Source organism: Mesorhizobium sp. M1273, from assembly GCF_040318195.1.
In the GTDB taxonomy this organism is placed as follows: domain Bacteria; phylum Pseudomonadota; class Alphaproteobacteria; order Rhizobiales; family Rhizobiaceae; genus Mesorhizobium.
On the sequence record NZ_JAMYLV010000025.1, the window covers coordinates 26,614 to 40,689 of the forward strand.

At 62.3% G+C, this 14,076-nt stretch carries 15 protein-coding genes; 11 read left to right on the forward strand and 4 right to left on the reverse strand.

What is annotated here, in order from left to right; translation table 11 throughout:
* Positions 1–398: 398 nt before the first annotated feature.
* The 4 genes from NKH30_RS23125 to NKH30_RS23140 form a co-directional block, all read right to left on the reverse strand.
* Positions 399–701 (reverse strand): hypothetical protein, encoded by a 303-nt coding sequence (locus NKH30_RS23125; RefSeq protein WP_352997229.1) that lies wholly within the window; start codon positions 699–701, stop codon positions 399–401.
* 243 nt (positions 702–944) lie between these two features.
* Positions 945–1,262 (reverse strand): YMGG-like glycine zipper-containing protein, encoded by a 318-nt coding sequence (locus tag NKH30_RS23130; RefSeq protein ID WP_352997231.1) that lies wholly within the window; start codon positions 1,260–1,262, stop codon positions 945–947.
* Positions 1,263–1,457: 195 nt separating this feature from the next.
* Entirely contained in the window at positions 1,458–1,859 is a 402-nt protein-coding gene (locus tag NKH30_RS23135) for a type II toxin-antitoxin system HicB family antitoxin (RefSeq protein ID WP_352541138.1), read from the reverse strand.
* Positions 1,860–1,863: 4 nt separating this feature from the next.
* Positions 1,864–2,052, reverse strand: a complete 189-nt coding sequence (locus tag NKH30_RS23140; protein ID WP_352749424.1) for a type II toxin-antitoxin system HicA family toxin — start codon at positions 2,050–2,052, stop codon at positions 1,864–1,866.
* A gap of 107 nt (positions 2,053–2,159) precedes the next feature.
* Between NKH30_RS23140 and NKH30_RS23145 the strand changes: the two genes are divergently transcribed.
* The 11 genes from NKH30_RS23145 to NKH30_RS23195 all read left to right on the forward strand — a co-directional run bounded on the left by NKH30_RS23145 (position 2,160) and on the right by NKH30_RS23195 (position 13,968).
* Positions 2,160–2,732: a hypothetical protein gene (locus NKH30_RS23145; protein WP_352997233.1), complete on the forward strand. Its 573-nt coding sequence runs from the start codon at positions 2,160–2,162 to the stop codon at positions 2,730–2,732.
* A 207-nt stretch (positions 2,733–2,939) separates the two neighbouring features.
* The gene (locus NKH30_RS23150) at positions 2,940–3,848 is read left to right on the forward strand and encodes a hypothetical protein (protein WP_352997235.1); all 909 of its coding nucleotides are present in this window, start codon (positions 2,940–2,942) and stop codon (positions 3,846–3,848) included.
* Positions 3,849–3,871: 23 nt separating this feature from the next.
* Positions 3,872–4,861: a Coat protein gene (locus NKH30_RS23155; protein ID WP_352749432.1), complete on the forward strand. Its 990-nt coding sequence runs from the start codon at positions 3,872–3,874 to the stop codon at positions 4,859–4,861.
* A gap of 201 nt (positions 4,862–5,062) precedes the next feature.
* Positions 5,063–5,308, forward strand: coding sequence for a hypothetical protein (locus NKH30_RS23160; RefSeq protein ID WP_031211513.1), 246 nt, complete (start codon positions 5,063–5,065; stop codon positions 5,306–5,308).
* 290 nt (positions 5,309–5,598) lie between these two features.
* Positions 5,599–6,201 carry a phage connector family protein gene (locus NKH30_RS23165; protein ID WP_352997237.1) on the forward strand — a complete coding sequence of 201 codons (603 nt, stop codon included), beginning with the start codon at positions 5,599–5,601 and terminating at the stop codon, positions 6,199–6,201.
* On the forward strand, positions 6,198–8,651 hold the full coding sequence (locus NKH30_RS23170) for a phage tail protein (protein ID WP_352997239.1): 2,454 nt from the start codon (positions 6,198–6,200) through the stop codon (positions 8,649–8,651). Before NKH30_RS23165 ends, NKH30_RS23170 begins: the two co-directional genes overlap by 4 nt.
* A gap of 206 nt (positions 8,652–8,857) precedes the next feature.
* Positions 8,858–9,526, forward strand: coding sequence for a hypothetical protein (locus tag NKH30_RS23175; RefSeq protein WP_352851807.1), 669 nt, complete (start codon positions 8,858–8,860; stop codon positions 9,524–9,526).
* 2 nt (positions 9,527–9,528) lie between these two features.
* On the forward strand, positions 9,529–10,020 hold the full coding sequence (locus NKH30_RS23180; RefSeq protein ID WP_352501172.1) for a hypothetical protein: 492 nt from the start codon (positions 9,529–9,531) through the stop codon (positions 10,018–10,020).
* A complete protein-coding gene (locus tag NKH30_RS23185; protein ID WP_352997241.1) occupies positions 10,020–12,641 on the forward strand; it encodes a hypothetical protein in 2,622 nt (873 codons plus the stop codon). The genes NKH30_RS23180 and NKH30_RS23185 overlap by 1 nt, the downstream gene beginning before the upstream one ends.
* Positions 12,642–12,648: 7 nt before the next feature.
* The gene (locus NKH30_RS23190) at positions 12,649–12,945 is read left to right on the forward strand and encodes a hypothetical protein (RefSeq protein ID WP_352997243.1); all 297 of its coding nucleotides are present in this window, start codon (positions 12,649–12,651) and stop codon (positions 12,943–12,945) included.
* Between the two features lie 648 nt (positions 12,946–13,593).
* Positions 13,594–13,968, forward strand: coding sequence for a hypothetical protein (locus NKH30_RS23195; RefSeq protein WP_352997245.1), 375 nt, complete (start codon positions 13,594–13,596; stop codon positions 13,966–13,968).
* Positions 13,969–14,076 lie beyond the last annotated feature (108 nt).

A 14,076-nucleotide genomic window follows, 5' to 3' on the forward strand; every position in this document is an offset into this window, starting at 1 on the left:
GCCATCTGTGAAAGGCTCATTTATTACGCCGAAAATGATGCGTAGGAAGTAAAAATGTCGACTGACCCACGTTATGATGGACAGCCGCTGCTTAGGCTACTGGAGCTTTATGTGCTCTGGGCCATCGGAGAACTTTCTCAGGAGTCGGAGGATGGCTTGAAAAAGATGGGCCCCAAAACTGCAATCTATCTATGGCGGCGATGGACAATGGCATGACGCAATAGCCCAGTCTATGCACATGCCTGAGGGAATGCCGGCAGCGATCCGGGATATGTGGGCAAGGAACCTCAAAATCGCCCGCGACAATGATGTAACTCTCACACCGCAGAAATTTGCGGAGATGTTCGTGGACGAAAATTTCGTGGGTTGAACGGGTCTTCTCTGAGATTGCGCAGTAGCTAAGTTTCGCTCAAATCCACTGTGATCCGCATTGGACTCGTTTTGACGCCCGCCGGCCAACACCGCTGGACCGATTTCGAAAGCTGCCGGGCCGCCTCCGCTGCCGCTTCCGAATGTGGCTCATAGGATGCAACGGCGACCGATAAGACCTTGCCGGCCTTGTCCAGTGCCACCTCGAAAGTGGCTTTGACGTGATTGTCGACCGCCGTTACCGGCAAGACCAGACAATCGCCGATCCGCTCGACGCTGACAGCCTGTCTGGCGTGTGCGGAAACCGAACAAACAACCAGCAGTGAGGTCATCAAAAATCGCATCGTCGCCCCCTTTGGATAGCCGACGATAGCGCTGACCTCTAATCAGCGGAAGGACCAAATCGTCAGGGAAACGGATGCGCGAGGTTGACGCTGCGCCCCTCTCCCCGTTCTACGGGGAGAGCGATGCCGGCAGGCAGGTGAGGGGCGGTGCCGGCATTTCAGAAGTTTGCGCTGCCCCTCATCCCCCTGCCGGGACCTCCTCCCCGTAAAACGGGGAGAAGGGGCTAACGATCAATAATCGCCGTTGTAATAGCGGTCGTCGCAGGGGGCGGTGTAGATGCGGCCGCTGGTGCGATCCTGATAGCGGCAAAGCTGTTCGCTGCGCGGCTGCGGCGTGGTGGCGTTGCCGACGACGGCGCCCAGCAAGGCGCCGGCTCCGGCACCGATGACCGTGCTCTTGGTGTTGCCGCCGATCACCTGGCCGGCAAGCGCGCCGGCGCCGGCGCCGAGCAGCGCACCGGTGCTGGTTCTCTGCTGTGCTTCGGTCTGCGCGCAGCCTGCCAGCGCGGCGGTTACGAACATGGCGGCAATGGCTCTGGACATGGTCATCGTCTGATACTCCCTTGAAGTCTATGAACTAATTCGCAGGCTGATTTTGCCAAGTACGGTCGCATTTGCGGCGGAACATAGGCACCGTGCCTCACGAAATAAGACATGGTTGTTTTTGTCTGACGGCCTGATCCGCAAAGAAAGTAACCGAACAAGACCCAAAGAGCTTCATCTCCAGTCGCGCCTTCGAGAGCGCTACGCTGCCTCGATCTGCATTACCTTTTTCGCCGCAGCGGCCAGAAATCCGGATCGGCTGTAGCCGTGGCGCTCCGCATATCGGTCAATCTGATCGAGGACATCTTCCGGAATGGTGACGTTGACACGCACGACCTTCGCAGCTTCAGCTTTCAAGGGAACCAGGATGGCGACACCGCTCAGATTGTCCTTGTCCGACATCACTTCCTCCAGGGATGACGGCTCGGGAATGGCCTCGCCATCCTCGACCAGCCCCTCGACATGAAAGGCCAGTGCTTCCCCGGCCATGGCACGGGCATCATCCAGGTTGACGCCGGCTGTCACCAGGCCCGGAAAATCGGGAAAGGAGACGCCGAAGTCGCTGTCCGCTTGCTTGTGGATCAATCCGATATAGTTCCGCATTTCTCTACCTCAGCTTCACGCCGGATTGTTTTTCAATACTCTTGAGAGTGCCGATCGGGATGTCGCGCTTGGGATGCGGAACTGTCAGCTGGCCCGGCTTGGATTTGTGCTTGAACTGGGCGTGACTTCCTTTTCGAGCCACTTCGTACCAGCCATCCGCCGACAGCCTGTGGATGACATCGGCGCCCTTCATGTTGTGTATAAATACACATAAATCCAAATGTCCATGAGCTTTTGCCGCTGTTGCGTGCGGCGGCCCAGCCGACCCCGTTTTCAATCCCGCAAGAATGGAGAAATCAAATGACCCGAGGTCTTCCCCGGACGCTTTCGCGTGCCGCCGCCAGAGAAGCCGGCCTTGCCCCGCCCAGGGCGGGGCTTACCGCCAGGACGACTGGGCAGGGCGGCGCCTACCGCACCGTCTTCTCCTTCAATGCCATGCCGGTGCCGGTCACCGATGCGCAGGGCTTTGCCAGCCAGAAGCTCTTCGACTTTCTCGATGGCAAGGTCCGCATCAAGGGCGGCACGGCAAGACTGCAGTTCGCCGTGCTGACGCCGCGCGCCTCGACCATCAACGACAATGCCGCGCTGACCTGGTCGCTCGGCTCGACGGCAGCATCGAGCGCGGTGCTTGCCGGCACCATGGTCAATGTGCTGGCCGCGACCGGCCGCACGCTGGATGGCGCGGGTGCCGCGCCGTCGAGCGCGTCGATTGCCGATGTTGCCGCAGCCTTGACGCTCGACGGCACCGTGACGCCGGTCGACCTCTATCTCAACCTGGCGTTTGCGACCGGCACCGATATCGACGCCGACGGCACGCTGGCGGTGTCGGGCACCATCACCCTGCTCTGGGAGAACTGGGGCGATAATGCGTAGGCGCTAATCTTCCCCCTTGAGGGGGAGATGTCGCCGAAGGCGACAGAGGGGGTCGGTTCGACCGGGCGCGACGCCCGGCGACAGATGAGGTCGGCGCTCCACGCGCGGCTACCCCCTCTGGCCTGCCGGCCATCTCCCCCTCGAGGGGGGAGATTGGCAGCGTCGCCATCGGCTCTCCTCTGAAACGTCAACAAAAGGAATCTTCTCATGACAGATCTGGCAGACGCCGGGTCCGTGGTGGCGACGCCACCGGCGGGCAACCTTGCACGGCCACCGGCCAACGGGGACAGCGGGTCCGCCCCGCCTGCGGCCAAAAGTTGGTTTGACGGTCTTTCCGAAGGCAACCGCAAGCTTGCTGAAACCAAGGGCTGGACCAAGCCTGAAAGCCTCGATCGGGTCTTCGCCTCCTATGCGGAGCTGGAGCGGCAGCAGGGCGAGAGCCTGCGCGTTCCGGCAGCCGATGCAGCCGCGGAAGACTGGGACAGGTTCCATGCCCGGCTGCCCGAGGCGATGCGTCCGCTGACCTCACCCGACAAGGTCGAGTACCGGCGCCCCGACGGGCTCCCCGAAAACTTCGCCTATTCGGACGAGCTCGCCAATGCGTCCAAGGCCTGGGCGGTCGAGGCAGGTGCTACCCCGAAGGTCGCACAGGCCTATCACGACCGCTTCGTCGGCTACATGGCGGAGCAGGCCAAGGCACAGCAAATCGCTGTTGCCCGCTCGGTCGAGACGACGCATGACGACCTCGTCAGGGATTGGGGGCCGACCGGCAGCGATGGCTTTCGCCAGAAGCTCGAGGTCGCCAACCGGGCGATGAAGAAGCTCGGCCTGGTCAATGCCTACAAGGCGAAGGGCATCCTTCTGCCGGACGGTGCCTTGACCGACCCGCAGATCGCCAAGGCGTTCCACGCCATCGGCGAGGCGATGTTCCGCGAAGACACGATCGACGGCAATGCTGCCTTGAGCGGAGGCAATCCCTTCAAGCGCAATGCCGCCGGCGAGCGCAACCTGACTGGCATCTCAGCCCTGGTCAAAAGCGACCCCGCCCGCGCCCGGCGGCTGGCACGCGAGGCCGGCGAAAATCCCGACCTGTGGATGCCCAACAATCCTCTTTAACCCAAACCTGAAGGAAGACAAAAATGGCAGACGCCTATACCCGTATCGCGGACGCGATCGTTCCGTCCGTCTATGCGCAATACTCGTTCGAGGAGCACGTCCAGTCGCTGGAGATTTACCAGGCCGGGATCCTGTTTTCCGACCCGTCGATCGCCTCGAAGCTCAGCCTGGGCGGACGTTCCGTCGACATGCCCGGCTGGAAGGACCTCGGCAACGATCCGTCCGAGCCGGTCAACGACGACCCGGCCGACTCGATCGAGATGAAGAAGATCGGCGCGCGCCGCGAAGTCGCGGCCCGCAATGTGCGTGCGCAGGCCTGGGGCATCCCGGACCTGACCTCGATCCTTGCCGGCGACGATCCGCAGAAGCTTGTCGTGCGCCGCCAGACCGACTACTGGCAGCGCGCCAACAAGCTGACGCTGCTGGGCATACTGAAAGGCGTGCTGGCCGACAACATCGCCAATGACGGCAGTGACCTGGTGCGCGTCACCGGCGCCTCCATCGTCGACACCGACATCATCGAGGCCGCCTACCTGATGGGCGACCGCGCCGACAAGTTCAAGACGATCTGGATGCATTCGAAACAGATGAAGGCGCTGAAGCTCGCCGACCTCATCGACTATGTGCCGTCGTCCGAGCAGGGCGGGCCGCTGATCCCCTATTACATGGGGCTCAGGGCTGTCGTCGACGACGACATTCCGGTTGCCGGCGGCGTCTACACGGCGTTCATGTTCAAGGACAAGGCAATCCTGTGGAACGAGCTGCCAGTCAATACCGAAGGCGGCCCGCTCGAGTTCGACCGCAAGCCGCGGCAGGGCCATGGCGGCGGCGTCACCGAAATGGTCGGCCGCCGGCATTTCGTGCCGCATGTGCCGGGCACCCGCTTCCTCGATGCGTCCTCGGCCGGCGAATTCGCCACCGATGCCGAGCTGGCACTGGCGGCAAACTGGGACCGCACGGCGTCGAGCGTCAAGCACATGACGTTCATCGCGCTGAAGACGACCGAGGCCTGATCGGGCGAAGGAGCGGGCGTCAGACGTCCCGCCCCTTCGGGACACCAGGTCGGCGAATCCCAAGTTCACCCGCTGCGCTGCGTCGGAGTGATGTGAATTTTGGCGTTCGCTACAACATTCATGTTGCCCTTTGGCCAATCGACGGCACCAAACAGTTACAAGAAAGGGCGATGCTGCCTTGTCTTGGTAAGGGAGGTCACCATGAACATGAAGTACAAAACAGTTCAGGAAGTGCTCCGAAAAGCGGGCATTGTCATGAGCAAGAAAGGGGAAGTTCATCGCATAAACTTCTTCAGCGGCCTGGAAGACACCGCCTACTACACGCCAAGTCTTCAGGACGCCCTGGACAGGGGCTTGGCTTTGGCGGGAGGTGCCGGAAGGGTGAAAGCAAGCGTCTTTGCCAAGTCAGCTGAAACAGGGATCTCGACCGGCGCACACGTCGGCTGACACAATTCAGGCAAGACATCGCCGCGTTGCGCGGCGGTGTCGTGAAACTGCAATAGCCGAAGCATTGCCGTCTTCCTTGCTCGAATGGGAAAAAGACGGCTGACGAAGCGTCTGCCACGCCGTTTCATGACGGGCGGGTGGCGTCGTGACGGCCCCCGTGCACGAGACGTGCAACGTTCTGCCCAAGCCACAAATCACAAAAAATCCCCAGCCGCTTCGAAGCGGCTTTTTGCCGTGGAGGCACCATGCCCCGTTTTCTCCGACCAACCATACAGACAGAGGCCTGAGCCATGGCCATCACCCCGCTCGACATCGCCAACATGGCGCTCGCCGTGCTCGACGAGGCGCCGATCGAAAGCCTCGACCAGGACGCCAAGGCGGCGCGCCTGCTCAATCTGCATTTCGACCTGACCCGCGAGGCCGAATTGACCAAGCATGCCTTTGTCTTCGCCATCCTGGCGGCCTCGGTCGCCGGCTTCGACACCGGCGGCGGCGCTGGCACGCTGAACTTCGCCTATGAGCTTCCCGCCGATTGCCTGCGGCCCTTGCCGCTGACAGGGAATGGCGAGCCGGATGGCGTGCCGCTCTCATGGCGGCAGGAGGCCGGGCTGATCTATTCGGATCAGGCCGGGCCGCGCATCATCCGCTATGTCGCCAACCTGACAGACCCCAACGACTGGGACGCGCTGTTCACCGAGGTGCTAGTGGCGGCGCTCGCCATCAAGATCGCCCATCCGTTGACCCACAAGGCCAGCATGATCGACGTCGCCCGTAGCGCCTATGACAGGGCGCTGGATGCAGCCTACTCGGCCAATGCGATCCAGCGCGGCGGCAGATTTTCGACGACGTCCTGGGCTTTCCAGCGCGGCGACAGCCGGGGCGTCGGCCGATGACCACGCTCTATCCGATCCAGGATGCTTTCATCCGCGGCGAGATTTCTCCCCGCTTGCATGCTCGCGCCTCGCTCGAGCTTTACCGGGCGGCGCTGTCCAAATGCACCAATTTCGTCACGCTGCCGCATGGCGGTATCAGGAAGCGTGGCGGCACCTATTTTTGCGCGCAGGTGAAGGCTCCGTCAAAGGCGACACGGCTGATCCCGTTCATCTTCTCGGCTGATCAGGCCTATGCGCTCGAATTCGGCGATCTTTACATCCGCGTCTATGCCTATGGCGCGCGCGTCGGCACGGTCGAAGTCGTTTCGCCTTATCCCGAGGCCGATCTCTTCGACCTGCAATTCGTCCAGTCGGCAGACCAGATGTGGATCACCCATAAGGATCATCCGGTCAAAGTGCTGACGCGCACCGCGCACACGACCTGGACGCTGGCCGATTTCGTCTTTCTCGACGGCCCTTACGACAAGATCAACACCACCGCCACGACGCTAACGCCGGCCGCAACCGGCAACGCCATGCCGGTCATGGTCGCGAATACGCTGCCAAGCGGCACGGTCAGCAACAGCAACGGCTCATCCGACGTGTGGCAGGTGTTCGATGGCGACAAGCAGAAGGGGGAGAACATAGCGGGCTTTCCGAGCGGGTATCTGCGCTACCAGTTCGGCGGCGGGGCCAAGACGGTCGACGCCTACTGGATTACCGCGACGAATGATCACTCAGACACTGCATCGCCAAGCCAGTGGCAATTCCAGGCCTCGCACAACGGCACCGACTGGACGACGCTCGACAGCCGCGACGGAGAGACCGGCTGGTCCAAGTCGGAAACCCGTTTCTTCGACGGCTTCAACAACACGGTTGCCTACGAATATTATCAGCTACTGTTTTCAGGTGGCGGCAGCGATGGAACCGCTATCGCCGAACTGGCCCTGCACGAATACGCGCCGTCGCAAACGCCGTTCGATCTCTCGGCCTCCTCGATCGTCGGCATCAACGACGGCATCGGCTTCCAGACCAGCGATATCGGCCGCGCCATTCGTCTGCTTGGCGCGGATGGCTTCTGGCGCTGGGCCAAGGTCGTTGCCCGGACCAGCACCACGGTGGTCACGGTCCAGTTGTACGGGCATGCTCTGCCCGATCTCAGCCCGATCATTCGCTGGCGTCTCGGCACGTTCGTGCCCGGCAAGTATGTCCAGAGCGGTTCGCTTTACGAGGAGCGCCTGGCGTTCAGCCGAAAATTCTCGGTCTATGCCTCGCAAACCGGCGATTTCGACAACTTCGCCACCGGTGAGAAAGACACCGACGCGCTGGAATTCGTGCAGGCAGGTGGCGGCCAGGCCAATGACATTACGTGGGTGGCGGAATCGGACGGTGCGCTGATCATCGGAACGCTTGGCGGGGTGAGGGCGCTGTCGGGTTCCGGCATCGACGAGGCGCTGACGCCGTCCTCGTTCAAGAACCGCCGGTCCCGGACTTTCGGTTGTGCCCCGCTGCGTCCCGTCGATGCGGGGCAGTCGTTCCTCTATGTCACCCGCTCGCGGAAATCGATCGCCGAGCTGACGCAAAACGCCACCGGCCGCTTCACCTCCGACGATGTCGGTCAGATATCGGAGCACATTCCCAAGAAAGGCGTCGTCGAACTCGCCTTCCAGACCGACCCCGATCCGCTGCTCTGGTTCCCGCTCGGGGATGGCGAACTCGGCGGCTACACGCACCAGCCGTCGCAGGACGTTCGCGGCATGCACATCCACCAGATCGCCGGAAGCTTCGCAGGATCGAACTGGGCCGTTGTCGAAAGCGCCGTGGTGACGCCCGGCCAGGACGGCAACGACGATCTCTGGCTGATCGTCAAGCGCACGATCGGCGGCGTGACCAGGCGCTATATCGAAATCAAGACCGCGCCGTTCGAGTATGGCGGGATCGGCGATGCATTCGAAGTCGACTGCGGCCTGACCTATTCGGGCGCCGCTGTGGGCACGGTCTCAGGGCTTGATCATCTCAACGGCGAAACACTCGACGTCTTGGCCGATGGCAAGGTCTACAAGGGCCTTGCTGTGGCTGCTGGCGCGGTTTCGCTGCCCGGTGGGGCTACGGCAGCCAAATGGCAGGTCGGGCTCGGCTACCAGTCCGAAGCCAACACGCTGGAGCTCGACGTCGGCGGTCGCGACGGATCGATCGTCGGGCGGCGCAAGAAGGTGGCCAAGCTCATTCTTTCGCTGCTGGAAACCGACACAACCGGGCTTCAGGTCCAGTCGTTCATCCGCGGCCGCTGGGAGCAGGTTCGCATTCCGTCTGTGGTTGCACCCGACGGGATGGCGAAATTGTTCACCGGCAATGTCGAGGTGCCGATCGACGATAGCTGGGAAGGGCAGGGGCGGGTGAAGATCCGCCACGTCAATCCAACGCCCTGCACAATCAGGGCGATGACACCGGTGTTCGACGCCGAGCCTTAGAAACTGCTGATCTCCCCCCTCGAGGGGGAGATGTCGCCGAAGGCGACAGAGGGGGTCGGCACGTCCTGACGCGGCCTCCCATCGCAAACTGAGGGGGTTGGAGCTCCACGCGAGACGACCCCCTCTGGCCTACCGGCCATCTCCCCCTCGAGGGGGGAGATGGCCGGCTCCGTCTTCCATCGCTTCCCCAACCAAGGAACCCACCCGTGACCCCAACCCATGCCGAGCAACTCGGCAAGGCGCGGACGGCTGCCGATTTTGTAGCCGTCATCGCCTTGCTCGACACCGACCTCAACGATGCGATCGCCCGCAAGGGCGAGCTGGAAACGGAAAAGTTTGACGCGATCTTCGGCGCCGGAAATTTGACGGCGGCGCGTGCCGCATTGGACGACTGCAACGCTGAAATCGCACTGATCGAGAAAACCATCGAGGACGCGGACGAGCGCCGCGTTGGCGCCCCCCTGGACGAACCCCCCGCCGAAGCTGCCGTCGCCACGCCTGCGCCCGGCGACGAGGTCAGGACAAAGGCCGAGGCGCTCGGCGAGCGCTGGCGCACGGTCCACTGGCTGATCGAGCAGCTGCGCCAGGAGCTGTTCGCGGCCGATGCCTTGAGCCGCGCCATCATCGCCGCCAACGGCCTTTTCGATGCCGACGGCGCCGTCGACCTGAAGATCAACCTGACCACCATCCGGCGCACCGCCATGGCCGGCCCGCGCGCCGCCGCGCCATCGCGTCTCAGCCGCCCGGCAATCCAGGCCGACCGGCTGCTTTTGTCCTTCCTCAGCCCGGGCGGTGTGCTCGACCGGCGCCCTGCGATCGGCGCACCGGTCGGCGGCATCAAAAGCAAATTCATTCCCGCCGGCGAACGAGGCTGACCATGTGCACACTAGCTCTTATCGGCACGGCGCTTTCGGTCGGCGGCGCGCTGGCGGAAGGCCAGCAGTCGAAGCAAATGGCCGAGTACCAGGCCAAGGCCTATGAACAGCAGGCGCGGGCCGACGCCCAAAGCTCGGCCTTCGAGCAGGGCCAGGAGCGCCATAAGCAGGATCTGCTGCAGGCGCAGGCGCGTGCCCAGGCCGGCGCTTCGGGCGTCGCTATTTCTGGTTCGCCGACCGAGGTGATGGCGGCCAATGCAAGGCAGGGCCAGCTCGACCTCAAGGCGATCCAGTACGGCTCGCAGCTGCGCCAGAACGGTCTCGCCACGCAGGCGGCGATCGCGCGCTTTTCCGGCAGGCAGGCGGTGGGCGCCTCGATTTTCAAGGCCGGCAGCAATCTCGTGTCCGGCATCTCCGGCATCTACGACCCGGCCAAGGCGGTGACGTTCGGCGGAAGCGCCTTCCCGCCGGCGCCGGGTGGAGGCCTCTACTGATGGCCACCATCCCGCTCCAGCTTGCCCAGCGCCGCCTCGATACCGGCACTGTGGCCTCCTATCCCGACGGCTCGCCGGTGGGCGCCGCCATGCAAGGCTTTGGCGACGAGCTCTCGGCGATTGCCGAGCGCTTCAAGCAACAGAAGCAGCAGCAGGACGCGTTCGACGCCGACATTATCGGCCGCGAGCTGAACGCACGCATCGCCCACGCCGAGGCCGTGGCGGTGCAGCCCGCGCCGGCCGACGGCGGCGGCCTGCACGACTTCATGTATGGCCAGCTCGATCCGCGCAGCGACGGCGTCGTCAGGCCCGGCCTGTTCGACCAGATCTTCGACGACACCGTAGCGAAAGTGCCGGAGGGCGAACGCGCCAATTTTCTCGCCCAAAAGCAGGCATTGCGGCTGGCCGGCTCGGCGCGCATGGCCGCGCAGCAGCACGCGCGGCGCCAGAACTATGAGCAGGCCGAGTGGAGCAAGGTCGAGGACGGCTACACAAGCGCCATCGCGCAGGGCGACCCGGACGATAGCGGCACGTTCGAGGCGATCAGGCAGAGCGGGCTCGAGCTGATCGGCAAGATGGGCAACCCGGTGGCCCGCCAGGCGGCCGAGGCCGACTGGCGCAGCAACACGGCAAAGGCGCTTGTCCGGGCGATGATCGCCAAGGACCCGAAGCGCGCTGCGGAGGTGCTGGGGACTGGGCCGGTCTCAACGGACGGCAGGACTAAGGACGATACCATCGAAGCTGTGGGCGGACCTCGGGCGAGTGGGTCCAGCGTGCTGGCGACGCGCGAAGCGCCCGTAGGTGGCCTTCCGTCCGACGAAACACCTATCCGCACGGGTTCCGTGGGGCCCGTCGGAAATACGGCTTGGGCTGCCGCAGGACCCTGGATTGCCGACTTGTCACCGGACACGGTTCAGGATCTCGGCCAGAAGGCGCAGGTAGCGACTGTGGCAAGCCTGGTCGATGCGCGCACGAACATCGACATCGCCTTGCAGAACGCGCCGGCTGCCATTGCCAATACCGGCAGCTATTCTGGCAAGACACCGGGTGCCGAAGACTTCACTGCCGTGTACGGCGCCGAAGATGGCGGCAAGCGTCTCCAAGCCTTCGACATAACGGCTGATATCGGCCGCGCGGTTTTCGACATGCGACCCGTTCCGAACCAGGCGATACACGCCCAGATTCGGGATTTTGAACCCGGCCCCTACGGCTCGCCGGAAGAGCGGGAGCAATATGAGATAAGGGCCGGCGCCGCGCAATTGGTGCTGGGTGCCAGGCGCGCCGATCCCGCCGGTTACGTCGGCCAACTGTTCCCGAACCATGCTCCGGACTGGGACAAGATCACAGCTCCTGAGGATTATAAGGCTGCCGTCACCTGGGCCGTCGCTGCTCAGCAGGAGTTGGGCTTCGACCGAATACTGCCAATGCCCTGGGCCGTAGCTGGCCAGCAGGCGGCGAAATACATCGACCAAGGTGTGCCGTTCGAAAAACGCCTTGCCAAGTTGAGTTCGATCGTCCTGGCGGTTCGCGATCCTGATGCCCGCAAGGCGACAACCCAACAGATTTCTGTGGCGGCGGAAGCCCAGTGGCGAGCCGAGGCCGCCCAAGATCCGAACGTCGCGCCAGAGTCGTTGGAAGCCCAGGTTGCAGTGCTCAAGAACGGGCTGGCGTGGATCGGGGAACATCCGGCCCAAGCCCAGTACAGCACCATGCCGTGGCTACAGCAATTCGGCTTGGCGTTCTCGGATGTCGGCGGCCTCACGGCTAAGGGCGCGGCCGCCGGCGGTGCGGATGCGATCTCCGCCGGGCTGGACTCCGCTTGGTCGGGAGGAAACTACCAGCACCTCCTCGAAGATGAACAGGCCAAGACCGAGGACGCCGAGGACCGGGCCGGTTCGGCCGGTTGGGCGGCGGAAGCCCTCGGCACCGGCTTAAGCGGATATGACCTGGCGGAGAGTTTGTTCGGTTTGCTGGGCCGGGCAAGCGTTGGCGCGGCGGCAGAGAACGGCTTGATCGGTCTTGCTGCCCGAACTGGCGTCGGGGGTGTGGCGGGTGGCACTTATGGCGGGGCATACGCCTTCAACACAGGACAGAGCGTCCCCTGGGGAATTGCCAACGGCGCGCTTTGGGAGGCGGGCGGCAATGTCCTTGCCGAGGGACTCAGTGCAGTTGGCAGCCAGGTGGTGGCAAGGCTTGCCGGGCGTTCTGCGAATGCTAAACCTGATATCGTACTGGATAGTGGGGCTCCCCCGGTTTCTGTCAATGCAGAAGAGATTCCGATCTCGACCGGCAAGGCCCGAGAAATAAGGAGGCCCTATACGCATTTGGAAGATCCTCCCAACGTTGCGTCCGGCAAGGATCCAACAAAGAAGCAGAGGATAGCTATTTTCGAGGAAAATAAAAGGGTGAATGATGGAATTTTGAGATCGGATGAGAGTGGTATAGAAATAATTCCAGCAAAGAAAAGCAAAAGAGGCGTAACTCCTCCAAAAAATGAAGCTCATATCGATCACATAGATCCGGTTAATCCCGCTGACAAGACAAAATCGTCAGGATCAAATAGCCATAAAAATCTTCGTCTTACGGCTGGGTTTGAGAATATAGAAAAATCGAATAAATAGGTGACATATGACCGAATGGAAGTTCGAAAACCCAAAAAACACAGCCGTTATGTCGACTCGGAAGATATTTAGGGGGGGCGGCTGGATTGCGTATGTGTCACATGATGATGACGGCGACGATAATGAGTCGTGGCAATTCTACGGAAATGAAGCTGAAGTTGATCAAGATGACCTAATTTTAGTGGCCTTGGTCGAGGTGGTCGAGCTTGATGGAACTGTTGCACAGTTGGCGGATTTGCCGTTAGGCTGGCGTGCGTGCCGCGATACAAAGTCTTCGCCATGGAAGCGCGACAAAATCACCTAAACACATTCTGAATGGTGGCGGAGTTTACTTCCGCTTTGGTCCGGTTGGAAGTGAACGCATAGACGAGTCACGACGGTTTTGGCGTGCGCAAGGATTATAGGCTAATGTTCGAGATGAGACGACGGTGGGGCAGATCATGTATCAAAACATACTACCCCTACCAGGGCCGATCATATACAGCGTCACAGCGATGCTGGAGATTATGCGCGCTGGGCTAATAGAAGATGGCAAAAGCAGAAGGCGAACAACATGAATGACGCCGCTCCGAATCTAGACAGCGTCCACCCCATGTTGCCCTGGACGGTTAGATAGGCGCCATGGAAGAGTGGGTCGAAGCCGCGCGAGAGGGAAAGTCGGTCGCGGACATTATCCCCGTCAACGTGCCGGCGACCCCTGCCTACGCCGAAATGTTGGGCAGCCGTCTGAAGTTTCTTGACGAGAACGTGCTTCCGTTGCTCCCAAAGTGATGCACGGCTCGACCAGATCAGTGCTGGCGCGATCACCGGTGAGTACGCCCCGCCGGCGATGGCAACTTGCCAGCGGTCTGATTGTGGTCACGATGCTGGCTTATGGCCTGCTAACCGCCGAGCGGTCCCAGTCGGTGGTGCCTTCTGGATCGCCTCCTGTTTCAGATGAAGGATTGACCTGTTGCGCACAGACACTTTTCCGACCATGGCAAGGATCGTTTTTCTGCTCACCTTGGCCGGCGTCCTCCTGCTCGCGCTTTCGCCGGTGCGCTTCCTGCAGGAGTTGGACATGGGCTTCACCTTCCAGCACGACAAGCTCAACCACGCCGCGGCGTTCGCGGTGCTGGCGGCACTCGGAAGCCTCGGCTGGCCGGAGCACAAGACGAGACTGGTTTTGCTCCTTGCCATTACCGGCGCGGCGATCGAGCTGCTTCAGGGCGTGCAGCTGATCGCGCGCGATATGGATATCCTCGACTGGGTCGCCGACTGCGCCGGCATGGCCTGCGGGCTGGCGGCAATGGGCGGCACAAGAAGGCTGATTGGCGGATTGCTGTAGCCCTCGACCGCGTTGCCGCTCTCCGTCCGGAAAATGTAAATCGCCGGCTGCGCCGGATAGCGCGGTGTCCGGCCGCGTAGCTTAAGTCTCCCACCGACAGCACCGAAC